Here is a 13,063-nt window from a genome sequence, read left to right as displayed (position 1 = left end):
ATTGCTGTTGGGCGTTGACGAAACCGGATACGCCCTGCAGACTGAGGGCTCGAAAACTTTCGAAAAGGAAACGGATGTCCAGGATCGAATCTCAAGGCAAGCTCACGCTGGCGGCCGTGGCCAGGGAGGCGGGTGTCTCCACCCCCACCGTCTCCAAGGTGATCAACGGCAGGGACGACGTCTCCGCGGACACCCGCGCCAAAGTGCTGACCGCGCTGGCGCGGACCGGTTACAAGTCGCCGCTGCAGAACCGCCGGAACGTTTCGGGGCGGCAGATGGTCGAGGTGGTCATCGACAACCTCGAATCCGGCTATGCCGTAGAAGTGCTCAACGGTGTGGTGGAGTCCGCAGCTGTCTCGGACGTCGAAGTGCTGCTGAACGTCACAGGCAAACAGGGCGCATCGACCCTGACCCCGGAGCAGCGCGCCCAGCGGATCATCGACGAGGGCCGGTGCGGCATGATCGTCGTGACATCAGCCTTCGGGGATGCCCAGTTGGATGCCTTTCACCGGCGGAAAATCCCCGTGGTGGTCATCGATCCCCTGAATCCTCCGCCGGGGGACGTGGTCAGTGTCGGGGCAAGCAACTGGGCGGGGGGAAAGGCCGCGACCTCCCACTTGCTGGACCTTGGCCACCGCAGGATCGCCTACCTTGGCGGCCCTGATGCAGCCGAATGCAACCAGGCGAGGCTGCACGGCTTCATGGCGGCCATGAGGTCGGCCGGCGTTGCCGTCGAGGACGAGTATGTGCTGTCGGGCCAGTTCCGGTCGGAACACGGAGCCAGGGGGATGAAGCACCTGCTTGGACTGGACGAGCCTCCCACCGCCATCTTTGCCGGCAGCGACAGCATCGCCCTGGGTGTTCTGGCCGAAGCGCGCAGGCAGCGAATCCGTGTGCCCGAGGATATGAGCCTGGTCGGCTTCGACGGCACCTACCAGGCCGAGGAGTCGGTGCCGCCGCTGACGTCGGTTTCCCAGCCGCTTCAGGAGATGGGTGCCACCGCCCTGCGGTTCGTCCTGCGCCAGATGCGCGGAGAGCTGCTGGATTCGCGACGGGTGGAGCTTGCCACTGAGCTGGTGATCAGGGAGTCCACCGCGCCGCCCCGGAAGGACAGCATTCAGAAGGACAGCGGCCGGAAGGGATTGGCCTCGTAAGAATCCGGCTCTGGAGAAATCCGGCCCCTGCAGAAATCCAGCCCTGCAGGAATCCGGCTCCGTAAAGATGGATCATCTCGGCATGGCCTCCGCCCGGCCACGTCCTGCGCGTTATTCTGTGACCAGTGCCCTTCAAGCAGCCGGAGGCCTTACTTAATGCTGCTCCGGGGGAAGATACTGATGAGTCGCACAGGGGAACCCGGCGTCGAACCGGGGCTTCGGCATGGCGCCGGCCCAGAACTGGCCGACAGGTCTGAACCGGCCGGCAAGTCCCACCTGGCCGACAAGGTCGACGCCTTCTTCGGCAGCCTCGGGGAGCGCGGCCGCGTCATCGTGCGGCAACTGCCCCTCTCAATCACTGTGGTGCTGGTGGTTGCCGCGGCCAGGGTCTTTCATCCTGATACGCTGGCCGACGCGCGCTTCCAGCTCGCCTTGCTGGCCCACACAGCCCTTTTTGTCCTAAGTGCTGCCGTGCCCTGGGGCAGGCTGCCAAGGGGAGCCTACGCAGTGATTCCGGCGCTGGACTGCGTGGCCATCGGCTTCACGCGGGAGGCAGGCGGTCCCAACTTCAACGTCCTGAGTCTTCTGCTGGTCTTCCCCGTCATCTGGCTGTCGGTGGACCGCAACCGGGCCGGTGTGATCCTCGCGGTCGCGTCCACCGTCCTCAGCACTGTTGTGCCCGCAGCGGCCTTCGCAGCCCTGCCCGCGCAGGGGCCGGTACTCCGGACCATTTTCCTGCCCCTTGTTATGGCCGCTATCGCGGTCACGGCCCATGTAGTGGCGGGCACGCTTTACCGGCAGCGCCAGACCCTGGTCAGAAAGGACGAAGCCCTGGCGGAAGCGGCCGCGGAAAGCCTCCGCCGGCAGAGGCTGCTGGACGCTGTCCTCTCAACGGTCAATGTGGCCGTGTGGGTCGTCGACGACGAGGGACGGGACGTGCTGACCAACAAGGCACTGGAGACGGACGCAGCACTGTGTGGAGCAGCACTGTCCGGGCCGGCCCCGTCAGGCAGCCGGCCGCGGCTGTTCCAGGCTGACCGCACCACTCCGGTGCCGCCGGAAAACTTCCCGACGGCGCGCGCGGCCGCAGGCGAGACGTTCACCGATGAGCTGTACTGGGCAGGTGACTATGACGCCGGCGAGGGCGAGGAGATGCGCGCGTACTCCGTCACGGCCCGCGCCATGAGCTCCGTCAACGGCAACCATGCAGGTGCCGTGATCACCTTCGCCGAAGTCACAGCACTGATCCGTGCCCTGTCGGCCAAGGACAACTTCGTAGCCACCGTCTCCCACGAGCTCCGCACCCCGCTGACGTCCATCCTCGGCTACCTCGAGCTCGTCCTCGACGAGCCCGGCCACGAGGACATTGCGGAGGAACTGCGGATTGTGCAGCGGAACGCCCACCACCTGCTGGGCCTCGTGAACGATCTGATCGCCATTGCCTCGGAGCGGATCGAACTGACTCTGCAGGATGCCGACGTGGCCGGACTGCTGGCAAGCGTCGTGGCCTCCTCGCACGCCAAGGCCACGGTCAGCGGCGTGCAGCTCGTGCTCGACGTCGAGGAACCGCTGACCGCCCGCGTCGACCCCGGGCGGATGCGCCAGGTGTTCGGCAACCTGGTGTCCAACGCGATCAAGTTTTCGCCGGACGGGGGACGCGTCATCGCCCGTGCCCACCGGGCGAACAGCCGCGTTGTCTGTTCCATCTCGGACACCGGCATTGGCATGGACGGGCAGGAACAGGAGCAGGCGTTCACCAAATTCTTCCGGTCCGCCCGCTCCCGCGAAACTGCCATCCCAGGCGCCGGGTTGGGGCTGCCGATCAGCAAGACCATCGTGGAGGGCCACGGTGGTTCCATCAGCCTGCGGAGCGCGCCGGGCAAGGGAACCACGGTAACGGTGAGCCTTCCCGTCTCCTGATCACCGGCCGGCTGCCGCGGAGACCATGCTGCTCGCCCACGTAAACTGGCAGCATGCGGTTGGTAGCGAGTGACATAGACGGAACGATCCTTGGGCACGACGGAAAAATCAGTGACCGCACCGTCCGTGCCTTCCACGCCTGCCGGAAGGCCGGCGTCGAACTCGTCTTTGTCACGGGCCGCCCGCCGCGCTGGCTGCACCCGCTCGAGGAGCAGCTGGGCCACACCGGCACGGTGATCTGTTCCAATGGCGCCGTCGTGTGGGACCTCGAGGCGGACAAGGTTGTCTCCGCGCAGACCATGGCCATCGACGACATCTTCGAAATCCGCCGCATCATCAAGAAGGTGCGCCCCACCGCTCTCTTCGCCGCCGAGACCCTGACCGGCTTCCACCTCGAGCCCGGCTTCATCGAAAACGGCTCGAGCGAGCTGCTCTCCGAATTCACCCCCGCACCGCTGGACTCGACGCTCACCGCGGAAGACGCCGTCGTTAAGTTCCTGGCCATTGTCCGCGAAGGCACTGCCGACGAGTTCCTCGCGGAGGTGGGCCCCGCCGTCGGGAACCTCGCCTCGGTGACGCACTCGGCGCCCACCGTCGCCATGCTGGAGCTCGCCGTGCCGGGGATCAACAAGGCCGTCACGCTGGCCGACTACGCCGCGTCGCTGGGGATTGACGCCGCCGACGTCGTGGCGTTCGGTGATATGCCCAACGACATCGAGATGCTCCGCTGGGCTGGCCACGGCTATGCCATGGCCAGCGGGCACCCGGAAGCGATCCGCGCCGCGGGCCAGCAGGCGCCGCACTTTGACGACGACGGCGTGGCCCAGATTCTCGAGGAAAAGCTCGCGGAGCTGGGCCTCCAGCTGCCGTAAGGCGGCCGTCGCCCGCCTGCCACCGAACTCCCGGCTGGCGGTCAACTTGCGTTCATGTCCGCACCATAAGGTGTGGCCTGTTGGGTGAGTGACCGATAGGGGACATCGTGGCCAGGAAAAAGATCAAAAATGTGGAGGCTCCGCTGCGGCCCGTGGAACCGGCCCCGCACTGGTCGGCCCTGCGGGAGGGCGACCGGGTGAACGTCCGGCTGGCGCCGGGATTCGAAACCGGCGGCCGGGTCTCGGCCGTCACGCCGGACTGCACCGTGGTGTGGGTGGACCTCGACGGTGGCCGCGGCCGGACGCTGCTGCACTGCAGTGACGGTGTGGAGATCCTGCCCGCCTGAGGCTGCTCTATTAAGTAAGCTTCGGGGATGACGGGAACCCTGCCTTACTTCTCCGCTGCCGGGCGCGAACCTGGGTCTGCTTCGGGGTCTGCCGGACCGGGACCGGGGCCGGGCCGGCCGGTGGCCATGGCCCACCGCGGGTTCTCGCTGGCGGGCCTGGAGAACACTTTGGCGGCGTTCCGCGCCGCCGTCGAACTTGGCTATTCCCACCTGGAGACGGACGTCCACACCACGTCCGACGGCGAGCTCCTCCTCCTCCACGACCGCACCCTCGACCGGGTCACCGACGGCCACGGCAGCATCCACGACCTCACCGGGGACGAGGTACGGCGGGTGCGGATCGGCGGGACGGAGCCCGTGCCCACCTTCGACGAACTTGTGGCCGCGTTTCCGGACGCCCGCTTCAATCTGGACGTCAAGGACTGGCACTCCGTGCCCAGCGTCGTGGCCGCGATCGAGCGCCACCAGGTCCACGACCGCGTGCTGGTCGCCAGTTTCTCCGACCGCCGGCGCCGTGCGGTCCTGAGGCAACTTAGCCGCAGGACGGCATCCTCGGCGGGAACTACGGCCAATGCCCTCTTCCTGGTGCTGGGGCCGCTGCTGTCCGTTCCCGCGCTTGGACGGCTCGTGCGGGCGTTGCTGCGCCGGGCCCTGCGCGACGTCGACGCCCTGCAGGTGCCGGTCCGCTACCGTGCGATACCTGTCGTCACGGCGGATTTTGTGCGCCGGGCGCATGGGCTCGGGCTGTATGTGCACGTCTGGACCATCAACGACCCCGCCGAGATGAGGCGGCTGCTCGATCTCGGCGTGGACGGGATCGTCTCCGACCGCGCCGACCTGTTGAAGGACGTCCTGCAGGCGCGCGGACAGTGGGGTTAGCCGGGCTGTGGGGCTAGCTGGGGAGTGGGGCTAGCTGGGCTGCGGGGTTAGCCGCGTCCCAGGCCGGTTCCCGGGTCCTGATCCCCTTCAGACGGATCAGCCCGCAGTTCCTCAGGGTCCGGTTCGGGAAGCCCGGCCGGGCCGGGGACGCCGCGCGCTGCTTCCGGAGCGTCCGTGGTGCCTGCCGCGCCGATGCCGCCGGACGTCGTCCCTCCGGCTGACCCGTTGGCCGCGTCTGAACCGTACGTGCTCGTGGTGTCGGACGTGCCTGCGGTGCCGCCCTGGTCCCCGCCTGTCCCGGCGCCGGGGCCCTGGGGTGTGGAGGTCGATCGGACACCGGCCCGCGGTCCGGCTTCGCCATCCCGGGCGTTGGAGCCTTCGCTGATGGAGGAGTGCACCTGGATGTCTTCGTCGGAGGCGCCCGGCTCAGGGGCGTGGGCGTCATCGGTCGGTTCGGACGTCTGCGCCAGGTCCTCCATTGCGTTTTCCGCTGCCTTGCCAATGCTGTCGCCGATTCCCATCAGTTTGCTCCTTCGATACGTTCCGGCCGGGCCGGAGTGTGCGGCATCTGACTGTTCCAGAATTATCAGCATGCTTACAATTAGTCCAGTGTTGCCGGACCGGCCCCGAGTTGCGGGGCGGGTCCGGGGTTTACCGGACCAGGGCAGCATGAGTCCGTTACCGAAGTCCGCCGCCGCACCGGCGGCCTGAATCAAGGAGGACCGCAGGACCATGAGCAGCTACCACCCCGAAAATGACCCGGCCAACCCGGACCGGGACGCCGCCAACCGACAGGACGCCGCCAACGGCGGGGACGCGGCGGACAAGAACGCCAGCGGCGACTCGGCCGCCACGCCCAACCCCGACCCCTTGAACGGCAACGTCACCGGCCTTGAGCCCGGCGGGGGAGTGCCGCCAGGCGAGACACCGCCCGCCGAAGACCAGATGAGCGGCGACCAGGGACACGACGAATAAACCAGGAACACGCCGGAATAAGCAGGACGACGATCAGAAGGAGTGTGCGATGGCTGACCGGCTGGTTGCCGACGTAATGGTGGAACGCCTCAAGGCCTGGGGCGTCAACAGGGTCTTCGGCTACAGCGGGGACGGCATTAACGGCTTTATGGGCGCACTCCGGCGGAGCACTGAGGGCAGCAGCGGCGCCGGCGGCGCTGGGGAGAACGCAAGGGCCGGCGTCGAGTTCGTCCAGGCCCGCCACGAGGAAACGGCGGCGTTCATGGCAGTCGGGCACGCCAAATACACGGGCCAGGTGGGCGTGGTGACGTCCACCCAGGGACCCGGCGCGGTGCACCTCCTCAACGGGCTCTACGACGCCAAGCTGGACGGTGTCCCGGTGGTGGCCATCATCGGCCAGCAGAGCCGCAGCGTGCTGGGATCGGCCTACATGCAGGAAATCGACCTGCTCACGCTCTTCAAGGACGTGGCGGCGCAGTTCGCGCAAATGGTCAGTACTCCGGAGCAACTTCCCATGGTGCTGGACCGCGCCTTCCGTACCGCCCTCGAAACCCGCACCCCGTGCGTCGTGATCGTGCCGCACGACATGCAGAAGGCCCCGGCGCCTGAGCTTGACCAGGAGCATGGCATTATCGTCACAGCCCCGGAATGGCAGCCCGCCAGGATCCTTCCCCGCGATGACGACCTGGCCAGGGCCGCAGGGGTGCTGCGGGCCGGCAATAAGGTGGCGTTCCTGGTGGGGCAGGGCGCCAGGCATGCCCGGGCCGAGGTGATCGCCTTGGCGCAGCAGCTGGACGCCGGCATCACCACCAGCCTCCTGGGCAAACCGTACATGGACGAGACCCTGCCGTTCGCTGCGGGCACCATGGGGCACCTCGGTTCCACCGCCAGCGCCCACCTGATGGCGAACTGCGACACCCTCCTGATCATCGGCTCCAACGATCCCTGGACCGAGTTCTATCCCAAACCCGGCGCTGCCCGCGCCGTCCAGGTGGACATCGACGGCCGGAAGGTCGGCAACCGCTACCCCGTCGAGGTGGGCCTCGTGGGCGATGCCGCCGAAACCCTCGCCAGGCTCGCCGAGCTGCTGAACGGAGCCGAAGGGCAGGCCGGCAGGCAACCGGACGGGCAGCAGAAAGCAGAGGCCCGGAAACAGTGGCGGGCGGACGTGGAGGAACAGGTCCGCAGCTGGCGGGCGCTCTCCGAGGAGCGCTCCCGCGTTCCGGCCAAACCCGTCAACCCGGAGCTGGTGGTCCGCGAGCTCAGCGGCAGGCTGCCGCGCAACGCGCAGGTGAGTGTCGACGTCGGGAGTTGCGTCTACTGGTACGCCCGCCAGCTGACCCTTCCGGAGGGGGTTCCGGCGCACCTTTCCGGGACGCTCGCCAGCATGGGCTGCTCTGTCCCGTACGGGATCGCGGCTAAGCTGGCCCGGCCGGACAGGCCCGTGGTGGCGCTGGCCGGGGACGGCGCCATGCAGATGGCCGGCATCGCCGAGCTGGTAACCGTGGCACACCGCTGGCGGCAGTGGTCCGACCCGCGCTTCGTGGTGTGTGTCTTCAATAACCGCGACCTGGCAGAGGTCACGTGGGAGCAGCGGGAAACCGAGTCCGAGCCGAGGTTCCCGGACAGCCAGGAGATCCCCGACTTTCCCTACGCCGGATACGCGGAGCTGCTGGGGCTGACCGGCATCCGTGTCGAATCACCTGAGCAGCTGGCCGGAGCGTGGGACCGCGCGCTGGCTGCGGAGCGCCCCGTGGTGATCGAGGTGCTCACCGATCCGGATGTGCCCCTGCTGCCGCCGTTCCCGGCCGGTGCGGAAAAGCTGGACGGCATGCGGTCCGCGCTCTCCGAGGAGGGCGAGCCCGGCGAGGGCGCGGTGGCACTGCTGGACACCTACGCGGATCAGGAGGAGTCCCGCAACTGACCGACCGGACTGTGTGACTTCCATTACGGGTTCGGCAACCGCATTCCATAGCAGGAATGGCAGGATAGGGGCATGCGTATCCTCATCGCCCCTGACAAGTTCAAGGGATCACTCACCGCCGTCGAAGCCGCTGCCGCCATCGCCGAGGGTGCACTCCGCGTCTACCCTGACGCCATCACCACCCAGTTTCCGGTGGCCGACGGCGGCGAGGGAACCCTTGAGGCCGCCGTTGCCGCCGGCTACGAGGAGCGGATCAACGCCGTCGTTGGTCCCATCCTTGCCCCGACCGGCGCCGCCTGGGCGCTCCACAAGGACGCTTCCGGCGCCACCACCGCGGTCATTGAGACCGCGCAGGCTTCCGGTCTGGCCCACATGGAGCCGACGCCGGAGAACTCCCTGCGGGCGCACAGCTACGGCTGCGGGCAGCTCATTGCCGCTGCCCTGGACGCCGGCGCCACCGAAATCGTGCTGGGCGTCGGTGGCTCGGCCATGACCGACGGCGGCAGCGGCGCCCTGCGCGCCCTGGGCCTCAAGCCCCTTGACGCGGCCGGAAACGTGGTGCCGCTGGGTGGCGGCTCGCTGGCCGACGCCGTTTCCCTGGACGTCACCGGACTGGATCCGCGGCTGTCCGCCGTCAGGTTCCGAATCGCCGTCGATGTCCAGAGCCCGCTCTACGGCGCCGCCGGCGCCGCCCATGTCTTTGGCCGCCAGAAGGGCGCCGATGACGACGCGATTGAGAAGCTCGACGCCGGGCTGCGCAACTGGGCGTCCCTCCTCCGGGAGGCGACGGGCCGGGACGTCAACGTCCCGGGCGCCGGCGCCGCCGGCGGCTTCCCGGCGTCGTTCCTGGCCTTCACCCAGGCCACGCTGGAAGGCGGCTTCGCGCTGGTTGCCGCGCTGACGGGGCTGGCCGAGAAGCTTGCCGACGCAGACCTGGTGATCACCGGCGAGGGTTCCATGGACTCCCAGTCGCTCACCGGCAAGGCGCCGATCGCGCTCGCCGAGGCCGCCCGGGAGCGCGGCATTCCTGTGGTGGCAGTGGCAGGACGCATTACGGTCACGCCGGAGGAACTGGCCGAACACGGCGTGGTGGCTGCTGCCCAGTTGCTGGACGTCGCCCCCAGCCCGCAGGACGCGATCTCCGACGCCGGCAAATACCTCGCGTGGGCCACGCGCCAGGTGCTGGAAGGGGCCTGACGCTACTGCTCCGCCTTCTTGGCCTTCCGGTGCAGGTGCACGGGTACATAGGCCAGGAGAATGGCCAGCACGGCGAAGAGCACGCCGCCGGCAATGAGGCCCACGGTGCGCCCGGCCGTGACGTCGAATACCAGGGCCGCGGTTCCCACGCTCAGGGCGGCCACCCCGCCGAGGGCAATCTTGGTGATGTTGTCCGCGCTGCTGACCAGGGTTTCCTTGAGCCGCTTGCGGAACAGCCGGCGGTGGACGCTGACCGGCAGGAGGATGAACGCGGTGGTCAGTGCGGCCAGGCCCACGTTCACCAGGTAGAGCCTGATCTGGAAATCGTCGAGCGTCTCGAATCGCTGCTGGAACGGCAGTGTCAGCAGGAAGCCGGCCAGGATCTGGACGCCCGTCTGCAGGACCCGCAGCTCCTGGAGCAGCTCCCCCCAGTTCCGGTCCAGCTGCTCCTCGCGGGTCTCGTTCCGGCCGCTGCCGGCCGGGGCGTCCGGATCGGTCATGAAACCTCCTCTGTCTGGGCCCGCAGCGGGCGTGCTTGCTCCAAACCTAGGCTCAAGTCTGCCCTAACTCAACAAATGCTAAGCTTGCTGACTAACTTCGCGCCAGGTGGTGGACTTGCTCCTCAGACCTGCGTTAGGTTCGAACAACCGGCAGCCCGACAATGAGCAGGTGGACAATGAGGGACCCAGTAAAACAGTCTGACCAGCCCGGTGATCCCCGGGGAACGTACCATTCAGGGCCCTTTCCCAGGCAGGAACAGAGGCAGCCGGGCCTGACCGCGACGATGGATCCCCAGCCGGACCACGGCGAGCTGAGCTACGAGGGCAGCGGGGCGCTGGAGGGCAAGGCGGCGCTCATCACGGGCGGCGATTCGGGCATCGGCAAGGCTGTGGCCATCGCCTTCGCACGCGAGGGGGCCGACGTCGCCATTTCCTACCTTCCCGAAGAGGAGGACGATGCACGGGACACCGCCGAGTGGATCCGCAAGACCGGCCGGCGGGCACTGCTCCTGGCCGGTGACGGCAGGAACGAGGACTTCAGCACGGCCATAGTGCAGGACGCCGTTGCCGAGTTTGGCCGGCTGGATGTGGTGGTGCTGAACGCCGCGTACCAGAAGAACCGCGACAGCTTTGAGACGCTGCCTACCGAGGAATTCGACCGGGTCTTCAAGACCAACCTGTACTCGCTGCTGTGGACCGCCCGGGCAGCAGTGCCGCACCTGAAGGCCGGGGCCTCGATCATCACCACGGCGTCCATTCAGGCCTTCAATCCGTCTCCGGGACTGATTGACTACGCCATGACCAAGGCGGCCCAGGTGGCGTTCACCAAGGCCCTCGCCCAGGAACTGGGACCCAAGGGGATCAGGGTCAACGCCGTGGCGCCCGGGCCCATCTGGACGCCACTCATTCCAGCCACGGAATGGCCGGACAAGCTGCCGAAGTTCGGCCAGGACACCCCGCTGCAGCGCGCCGGGCAGCCCGCCGAGCTCGCCCCCGCCTACGTACTGCTGGCGTCCGACGCCGGTTCGTACATGTCCGGTGCGGTGGTTCCCGTCACCGGCGGCAAGGGACTTTGAGCCTTCCCCGCAATGCCAGGCAATTCCCAGCAAGACATTTCCCAGCCAAGCAATTCCCCACCAAACAGGAGGAACAGATGAGCCAGGACAACCAGCACGCAGCTCCGGAAGAGGAAGCGGGAGGCTACGGCACCCCCACCGTGGAACAGGAAACCGGCGGCCAGCAGTTCGCCCAGCCCCGCGAGGAGGAGGACTTCGACGCCGCGGGCCTGAACCAGAACAACCCGGAGGGGGAGACCTTCCAGACCGGTACGCCGAACCTCAGCCACTTCGCCGAGGAGGACCAGGACAGCTCCGGCGAGCCCGGGGCAGGACGCTTCGGCGGCACCGACGAGCAGCTCCACGCCGAGAGCGACAGCACCGGCTCGGGCTTCGACCCGGTGCCCGGTGAGTCCCCGCTGCCGCGGGATCCGGACGCCTCACCCGGGGCCGGCGCCGAGGACGCGGACACGGCAGTGCCCTCGGCGGACGCCGAAATCGACGAGGGCAACGCTGACGAATCCGGCGCCGGGCAGTTCTCCTCGGAGCCCGGCCAGGAGGCGGCGGGCATTCCGGACGGCAGCGGAAATGACCTGCCGAAGGAGAAGTCACCCAATGACGACGACGAAACGTTCGACGCCGGGTAAGACTGCGTCCATTTAGCCTCGGTGCCCGCATTTTTGCACCGGTTGCAACCCGCAAGGCCCTGGCACCCCTGGAATTCCGGGGCTCCGGGGCCTTTTGCCTGCCTGAAGTGGAGCAGAAATGCGCCGGTGCGGCCGCGGGTGCGAGCCCGGGAAGTGCCTAGCGCTTCTTGGGCTGCCTCTTTGCCGCGGCGTTGATGGCGGCCTTGGCGGCGGGCGGCAGGCCCTGCTGCTCGGTCTCAGGCTCGGCAGCCGTGCCGCGCGCCTTCGCAATGGCCCGCATGGCGTGGTAGATCACCAGAGCCGCGGCGGATCCGAGCGCGATGCCCGTGAACTTCAGGTCCCCGACGGTCCAGGTGTAGTCGGCGATGCCGATGATGAGGGAGACTGCGGCCGTGGTCAGATTGACCGGGTTCGAAAAGTTGACCTTGTTCTGGACCCAGATCTTCACGCCGAGGACGCCGATCATGCCGTACAGCATGGTGGCGGCACCGCCCAGCACGCCCGGCGGGACCGTGGCGATCAGTTCGCCGAACTTCGGCGAGAAGCTCAGCAGGATGGCGAAGACGCCGGCCACCCAATAGGCGGCAGTGGAGTAGACCTTGGTGGCCGCCATGACGCCGATGTTTTCGGCATAGGTGGTGGTGCCGGAGCCGCCGCCGAAGCCGGCAAGCACCGTGGCGGCACCGTCGGCCAGCAGCGCACGGCCGGAGACGCCGTCGAGGTTCTGGCCGGTCATCGCGGACACCGACTTCACGTGGCCGATGTTCTCGGCGACGAGAACCAGGACCACCGGCACGAAGAGGCCCACCACGCCAAGGTGGAACTCGGGGGTCTGGAAGTGGGGGAGGCCTACCCACGCGGCGGCGTCCATCTTCGAGTAGTCCACCTCGCCGCGGAGCATGGCCACGAGGTAGCCCACCACCACGCCCACCAAAATGCTCAGGCGGCCAATGATTCCGCGGAACAGGACGCTCACCACAATGATGGTCACCAGCGTGATCAGCGCGGTCACGGGGGCGGCGTCAAAGTTGTTCTTGGCCGCCGGTGCCAGGTTCAGCCCGATCAGGGCCACGATGGCGCCGGTGACGATCGGGGGCATCAGCCGGTTGATCCAGCCGGCACCGAACCTCTGCACGATCGCCCCGACGGCGGCAAGGGCAGCGCCGGCCAGCACCACGCCGCCGAGCGCCCCGGGGATCCCGAACTGCTGCTGGGACGCCATGATGGGCGCGATGAACGCGAAGCTCGAGCCTAGGTAGCTGGGAACGCGGCCCTGCGTGATCACGAGGAACAGGAGCGTGCCGACGCCGGAGAAGAAGAGGGTGGTGGCAGGCGGCATTCCGGTGATGATCGGCACCAGGAAGGTGGCGCCGAACATGGCCACAACGTGCTGCATTCCCACGCCGATGGTCAGCGGCCACGCGAGCCGTTCGCCGGGTGCCACCACCTCGCCGGGGCGGACTGCCTTGCCGTTGCCGTGCAGCTTCCATTTGATTCCGAGCATGCTCATTGGCGGGGCCTTTCGGAGGGGAGTGTGCCCGCTCGCCGGGCTGGATCTTCAGGAGCAAGAATACCCCGCCGGACGCGGGCACG

At 67.9% G+C, this 13,063-nt stretch carries 13 protein-coding genes; 10 read left to right on the top strand and 3 right to left on the bottom strand.

Annotated features, from left to right (window positions below; all coding sequences use genetic code 11):
• The first annotated feature begins 74 nt into the window (after positions 1-74).
• From ACFVTE_RS02455 to ACFVTE_RS02435, 5 genes are all read left to right on the top strand, one after another.
• Positions 75-1,154 (top strand): LacI family DNA-binding transcriptional regulator, encoded by a 1,080-nt coding sequence (locus ACFVTE_RS02455; protein WP_387096336.1) that lies wholly within the window; start codon positions 75-77, stop codon positions 1,152-1,154.
• Between the two features lie 180 nt (positions 1,155-1,334).
• Positions 1,335-3,074 (top strand): sensor histidine kinase, encoded by a 1,740-nt coding sequence (locus tag ACFVTE_RS02450; protein ID WP_387096333.1) that lies wholly within the window; start codon positions 1,335-1,337, stop codon positions 3,072-3,074.
• A 53-nt stretch (positions 3,075-3,127) separates the two neighbouring features.
• A complete protein-coding gene (locus ACFVTE_RS02445; protein WP_387096330.1) occupies positions 3,128-3,946 on the top strand; it encodes an HAD family hydrolase in 819 nt (272 codons plus the stop codon).
• Positions 3,947-4,053: 107 nt separating this feature from the next.
• On the top strand, positions 4,054-4,293 hold the full coding sequence (locus ACFVTE_RS02440) for a hypothetical protein (RefSeq protein ID WP_387096327.1): 240 nt from the start codon (positions 4,054-4,056) through the stop codon (positions 4,291-4,293).
• Positions 4,294-4,320: 27 nt separating this feature from the next.
• Positions 4,321-5,172 carry a glycerophosphodiester phosphodiesterase gene (locus ACFVTE_RS02435; protein ID WP_387096324.1) on the top strand — a complete coding sequence of 284 codons (852 nt, stop codon included), beginning with the start codon at positions 4,321-4,323 and terminating at the stop codon, positions 5,170-5,172.
• 47 nt (positions 5,173-5,219) lie between these two features.
• Here ACFVTE_RS02435 and ACFVTE_RS02430 read toward each other — a convergent pair whose 3' ends face one another.
• On the bottom strand, positions 5,220-5,693 hold the full coding sequence (locus ACFVTE_RS02430; protein ID WP_387096321.1) for a hypothetical protein: 474 nt from the start codon (positions 5,691-5,693) through the stop codon (positions 5,220-5,222).
• Between the two features lie 211 nt (positions 5,694-5,904).
• On the opposite strand from ACFVTE_RS02430, the gene ACFVTE_RS02425 reads away from it, so the two are divergent.
• The 3 genes from ACFVTE_RS02425 (at position 5,905) to ACFVTE_RS02415 (ending at position 9,268) form a co-directional block, all read left to right on the top strand.
• On the top strand, positions 5,905-6,147 hold the full coding sequence (locus ACFVTE_RS02425) for a DUF6480 family protein (protein WP_387096318.1): 243 nt from the start codon (positions 5,905-5,907) through the stop codon (positions 6,145-6,147).
• A 49-nt stretch (positions 6,148-6,196) separates the two neighbouring features.
• A complete protein-coding gene (locus ACFVTE_RS02420) occupies positions 6,197-8,071 on the top strand; it encodes a thiamine pyrophosphate-requiring protein (protein WP_387096314.1) in 1,875 nt (624 codons plus the stop codon).
• A gap of 72 nt (positions 8,072-8,143) precedes the next feature.
• A complete protein-coding gene (locus ACFVTE_RS02415; protein WP_387096311.1) occupies positions 8,144-9,268 on the top strand; it encodes a glycerate kinase in 1,125 nt (374 codons plus the stop codon).
• Positions 9,269-9,270: 2 nt separating this feature from the next.
• Here ACFVTE_RS02415 and ACFVTE_RS02410 read toward each other — a convergent pair whose 3' ends face one another.
• The gene (locus ACFVTE_RS02410) at positions 9,271-9,768 is read right to left on the bottom strand and encodes a DUF6328 family protein (protein WP_387096308.1); all 498 of its coding nucleotides are present in this window, start codon (positions 9,766-9,768) and stop codon (positions 9,271-9,273) included.
• A gap of 176 nt (positions 9,769-9,944) precedes the next feature.
• Between ACFVTE_RS02410 and ACFVTE_RS02405 the strand changes: the two genes are divergently transcribed.
• Positions 9,945-10,844 carry an SDR family oxidoreductase gene (locus tag ACFVTE_RS02405; RefSeq protein ID WP_387096305.1) on the top strand — a complete coding sequence of 300 codons (900 nt, stop codon included), beginning with the start codon at positions 9,945-9,947 and terminating at the stop codon, positions 10,842-10,844.
• 77 nt (positions 10,845-10,921) lie between these two features.
• The gene (locus ACFVTE_RS02400; protein ID WP_387096302.1) at positions 10,922-11,470 is read left to right on the top strand and encodes a hypothetical protein; all 549 of its coding nucleotides are present in this window, start codon (positions 10,922-10,924) and stop codon (positions 11,468-11,470) included.
• A gap of 157 nt (positions 11,471-11,627) precedes the next feature.
• Here ACFVTE_RS02400 and ACFVTE_RS02395 read toward each other — a convergent pair whose 3' ends face one another.
• On the bottom strand, positions 11,628-12,980 hold the full coding sequence (locus ACFVTE_RS02395) for a uracil-xanthine permease family protein (RefSeq protein ID WP_387096300.1): 1,353 nt from the start codon (positions 12,978-12,980) through the stop codon (positions 11,628-11,630).
• Between the last annotated feature and the right edge of the window lie 83 nt (positions 12,981-13,063).

It is taken from the genome of Arthrobacter sp. NPDC058097, from assembly GCF_042884885.1.
Classification (GTDB): domain Bacteria; phylum Actinomycetota; class Actinomycetes; order Actinomycetales; family Micrococcaceae; genus Arthrobacter.
Note: the sequence above shows the minus strand (reverse complement) of the source record. Positions and strands in the feature narration are given on the sequence as shown.

Bases quoted from the DNA above. Each gene is read 5' to 3' on its own strand.
- ACFVTE_RS02395 (WP_387096300.1), bottom strand. From the start codon at position 12,980: ATGAGCATGCTCGGAATCAAATGGAAGCTGCACGGCAACGGCAAGGCA.
- ACFVTE_RS02400 (WP_387096302.1), top strand. From the start codon at position 10,922: ATGAGCCAGGACAACCAGCACGCAGCTCCGGAAGAGGAAGCGGGAGGC.
- ACFVTE_RS02445 (WP_387096330.1), top strand. From the start codon at position 3,128: ATGCGGTTGGTAGCGAGTGACATAGACGGAACGATCCTTGGGCACGAC.
- ACFVTE_RS02420 (WP_387096314.1), top strand. From the start codon at position 6,197: ATGGCTGACCGGCTGGTTGCCGACGTAATGGTGGAACGCCTCAAGGCC.
- ACFVTE_RS02455 (WP_387096336.1), top strand. From the start codon at position 75: ATGTCCAGGATCGAATCTCAAGGCAAGCTCACGCTGGCGGCCGTGGCC.
- ACFVTE_RS02410 (WP_387096308.1), bottom strand. From the start codon at position 9,768: ATGACCGATCCGGACGCCCCGGCCGGCAGCGGCCGGAACGAGACCCGC.
- ACFVTE_RS02425 (WP_387096318.1), top strand. From the start codon at position 5,905: ATGAGCAGCTACCACCCCGAAAATGACCCGGCCAACCCGGACCGGGAC.
- ACFVTE_RS02430 (WP_387096321.1), bottom strand. From the start codon at position 5,693: ATGGGAATCGGCGACAGCATTGGCAAGGCAGCGGAAAACGCAATGGAG.
- ACFVTE_RS02450 (WP_387096333.1), top strand. From the start codon at position 1,335: ATGAGTCGCACAGGGGAACCCGGCGTCGAACCGGGGCTTCGGCATGGC.
- ACFVTE_RS02415 (WP_387096311.1), top strand. From the start codon at position 8,144: ATGCGTATCCTCATCGCCCCTGACAAGTTCAAGGGATCACTCACCGCC.
- ACFVTE_RS02405 (WP_387096305.1), top strand. From the start codon at position 9,945: ATGAGGGACCCAGTAAAACAGTCTGACCAGCCCGGTGATCCCCGGGGA.
- ACFVTE_RS02435 (WP_387096324.1), top strand. From the start codon at position 4,321: ATGACGGGAACCCTGCCTTACTTCTCCGCTGCCGGGCGCGAACCTGGG.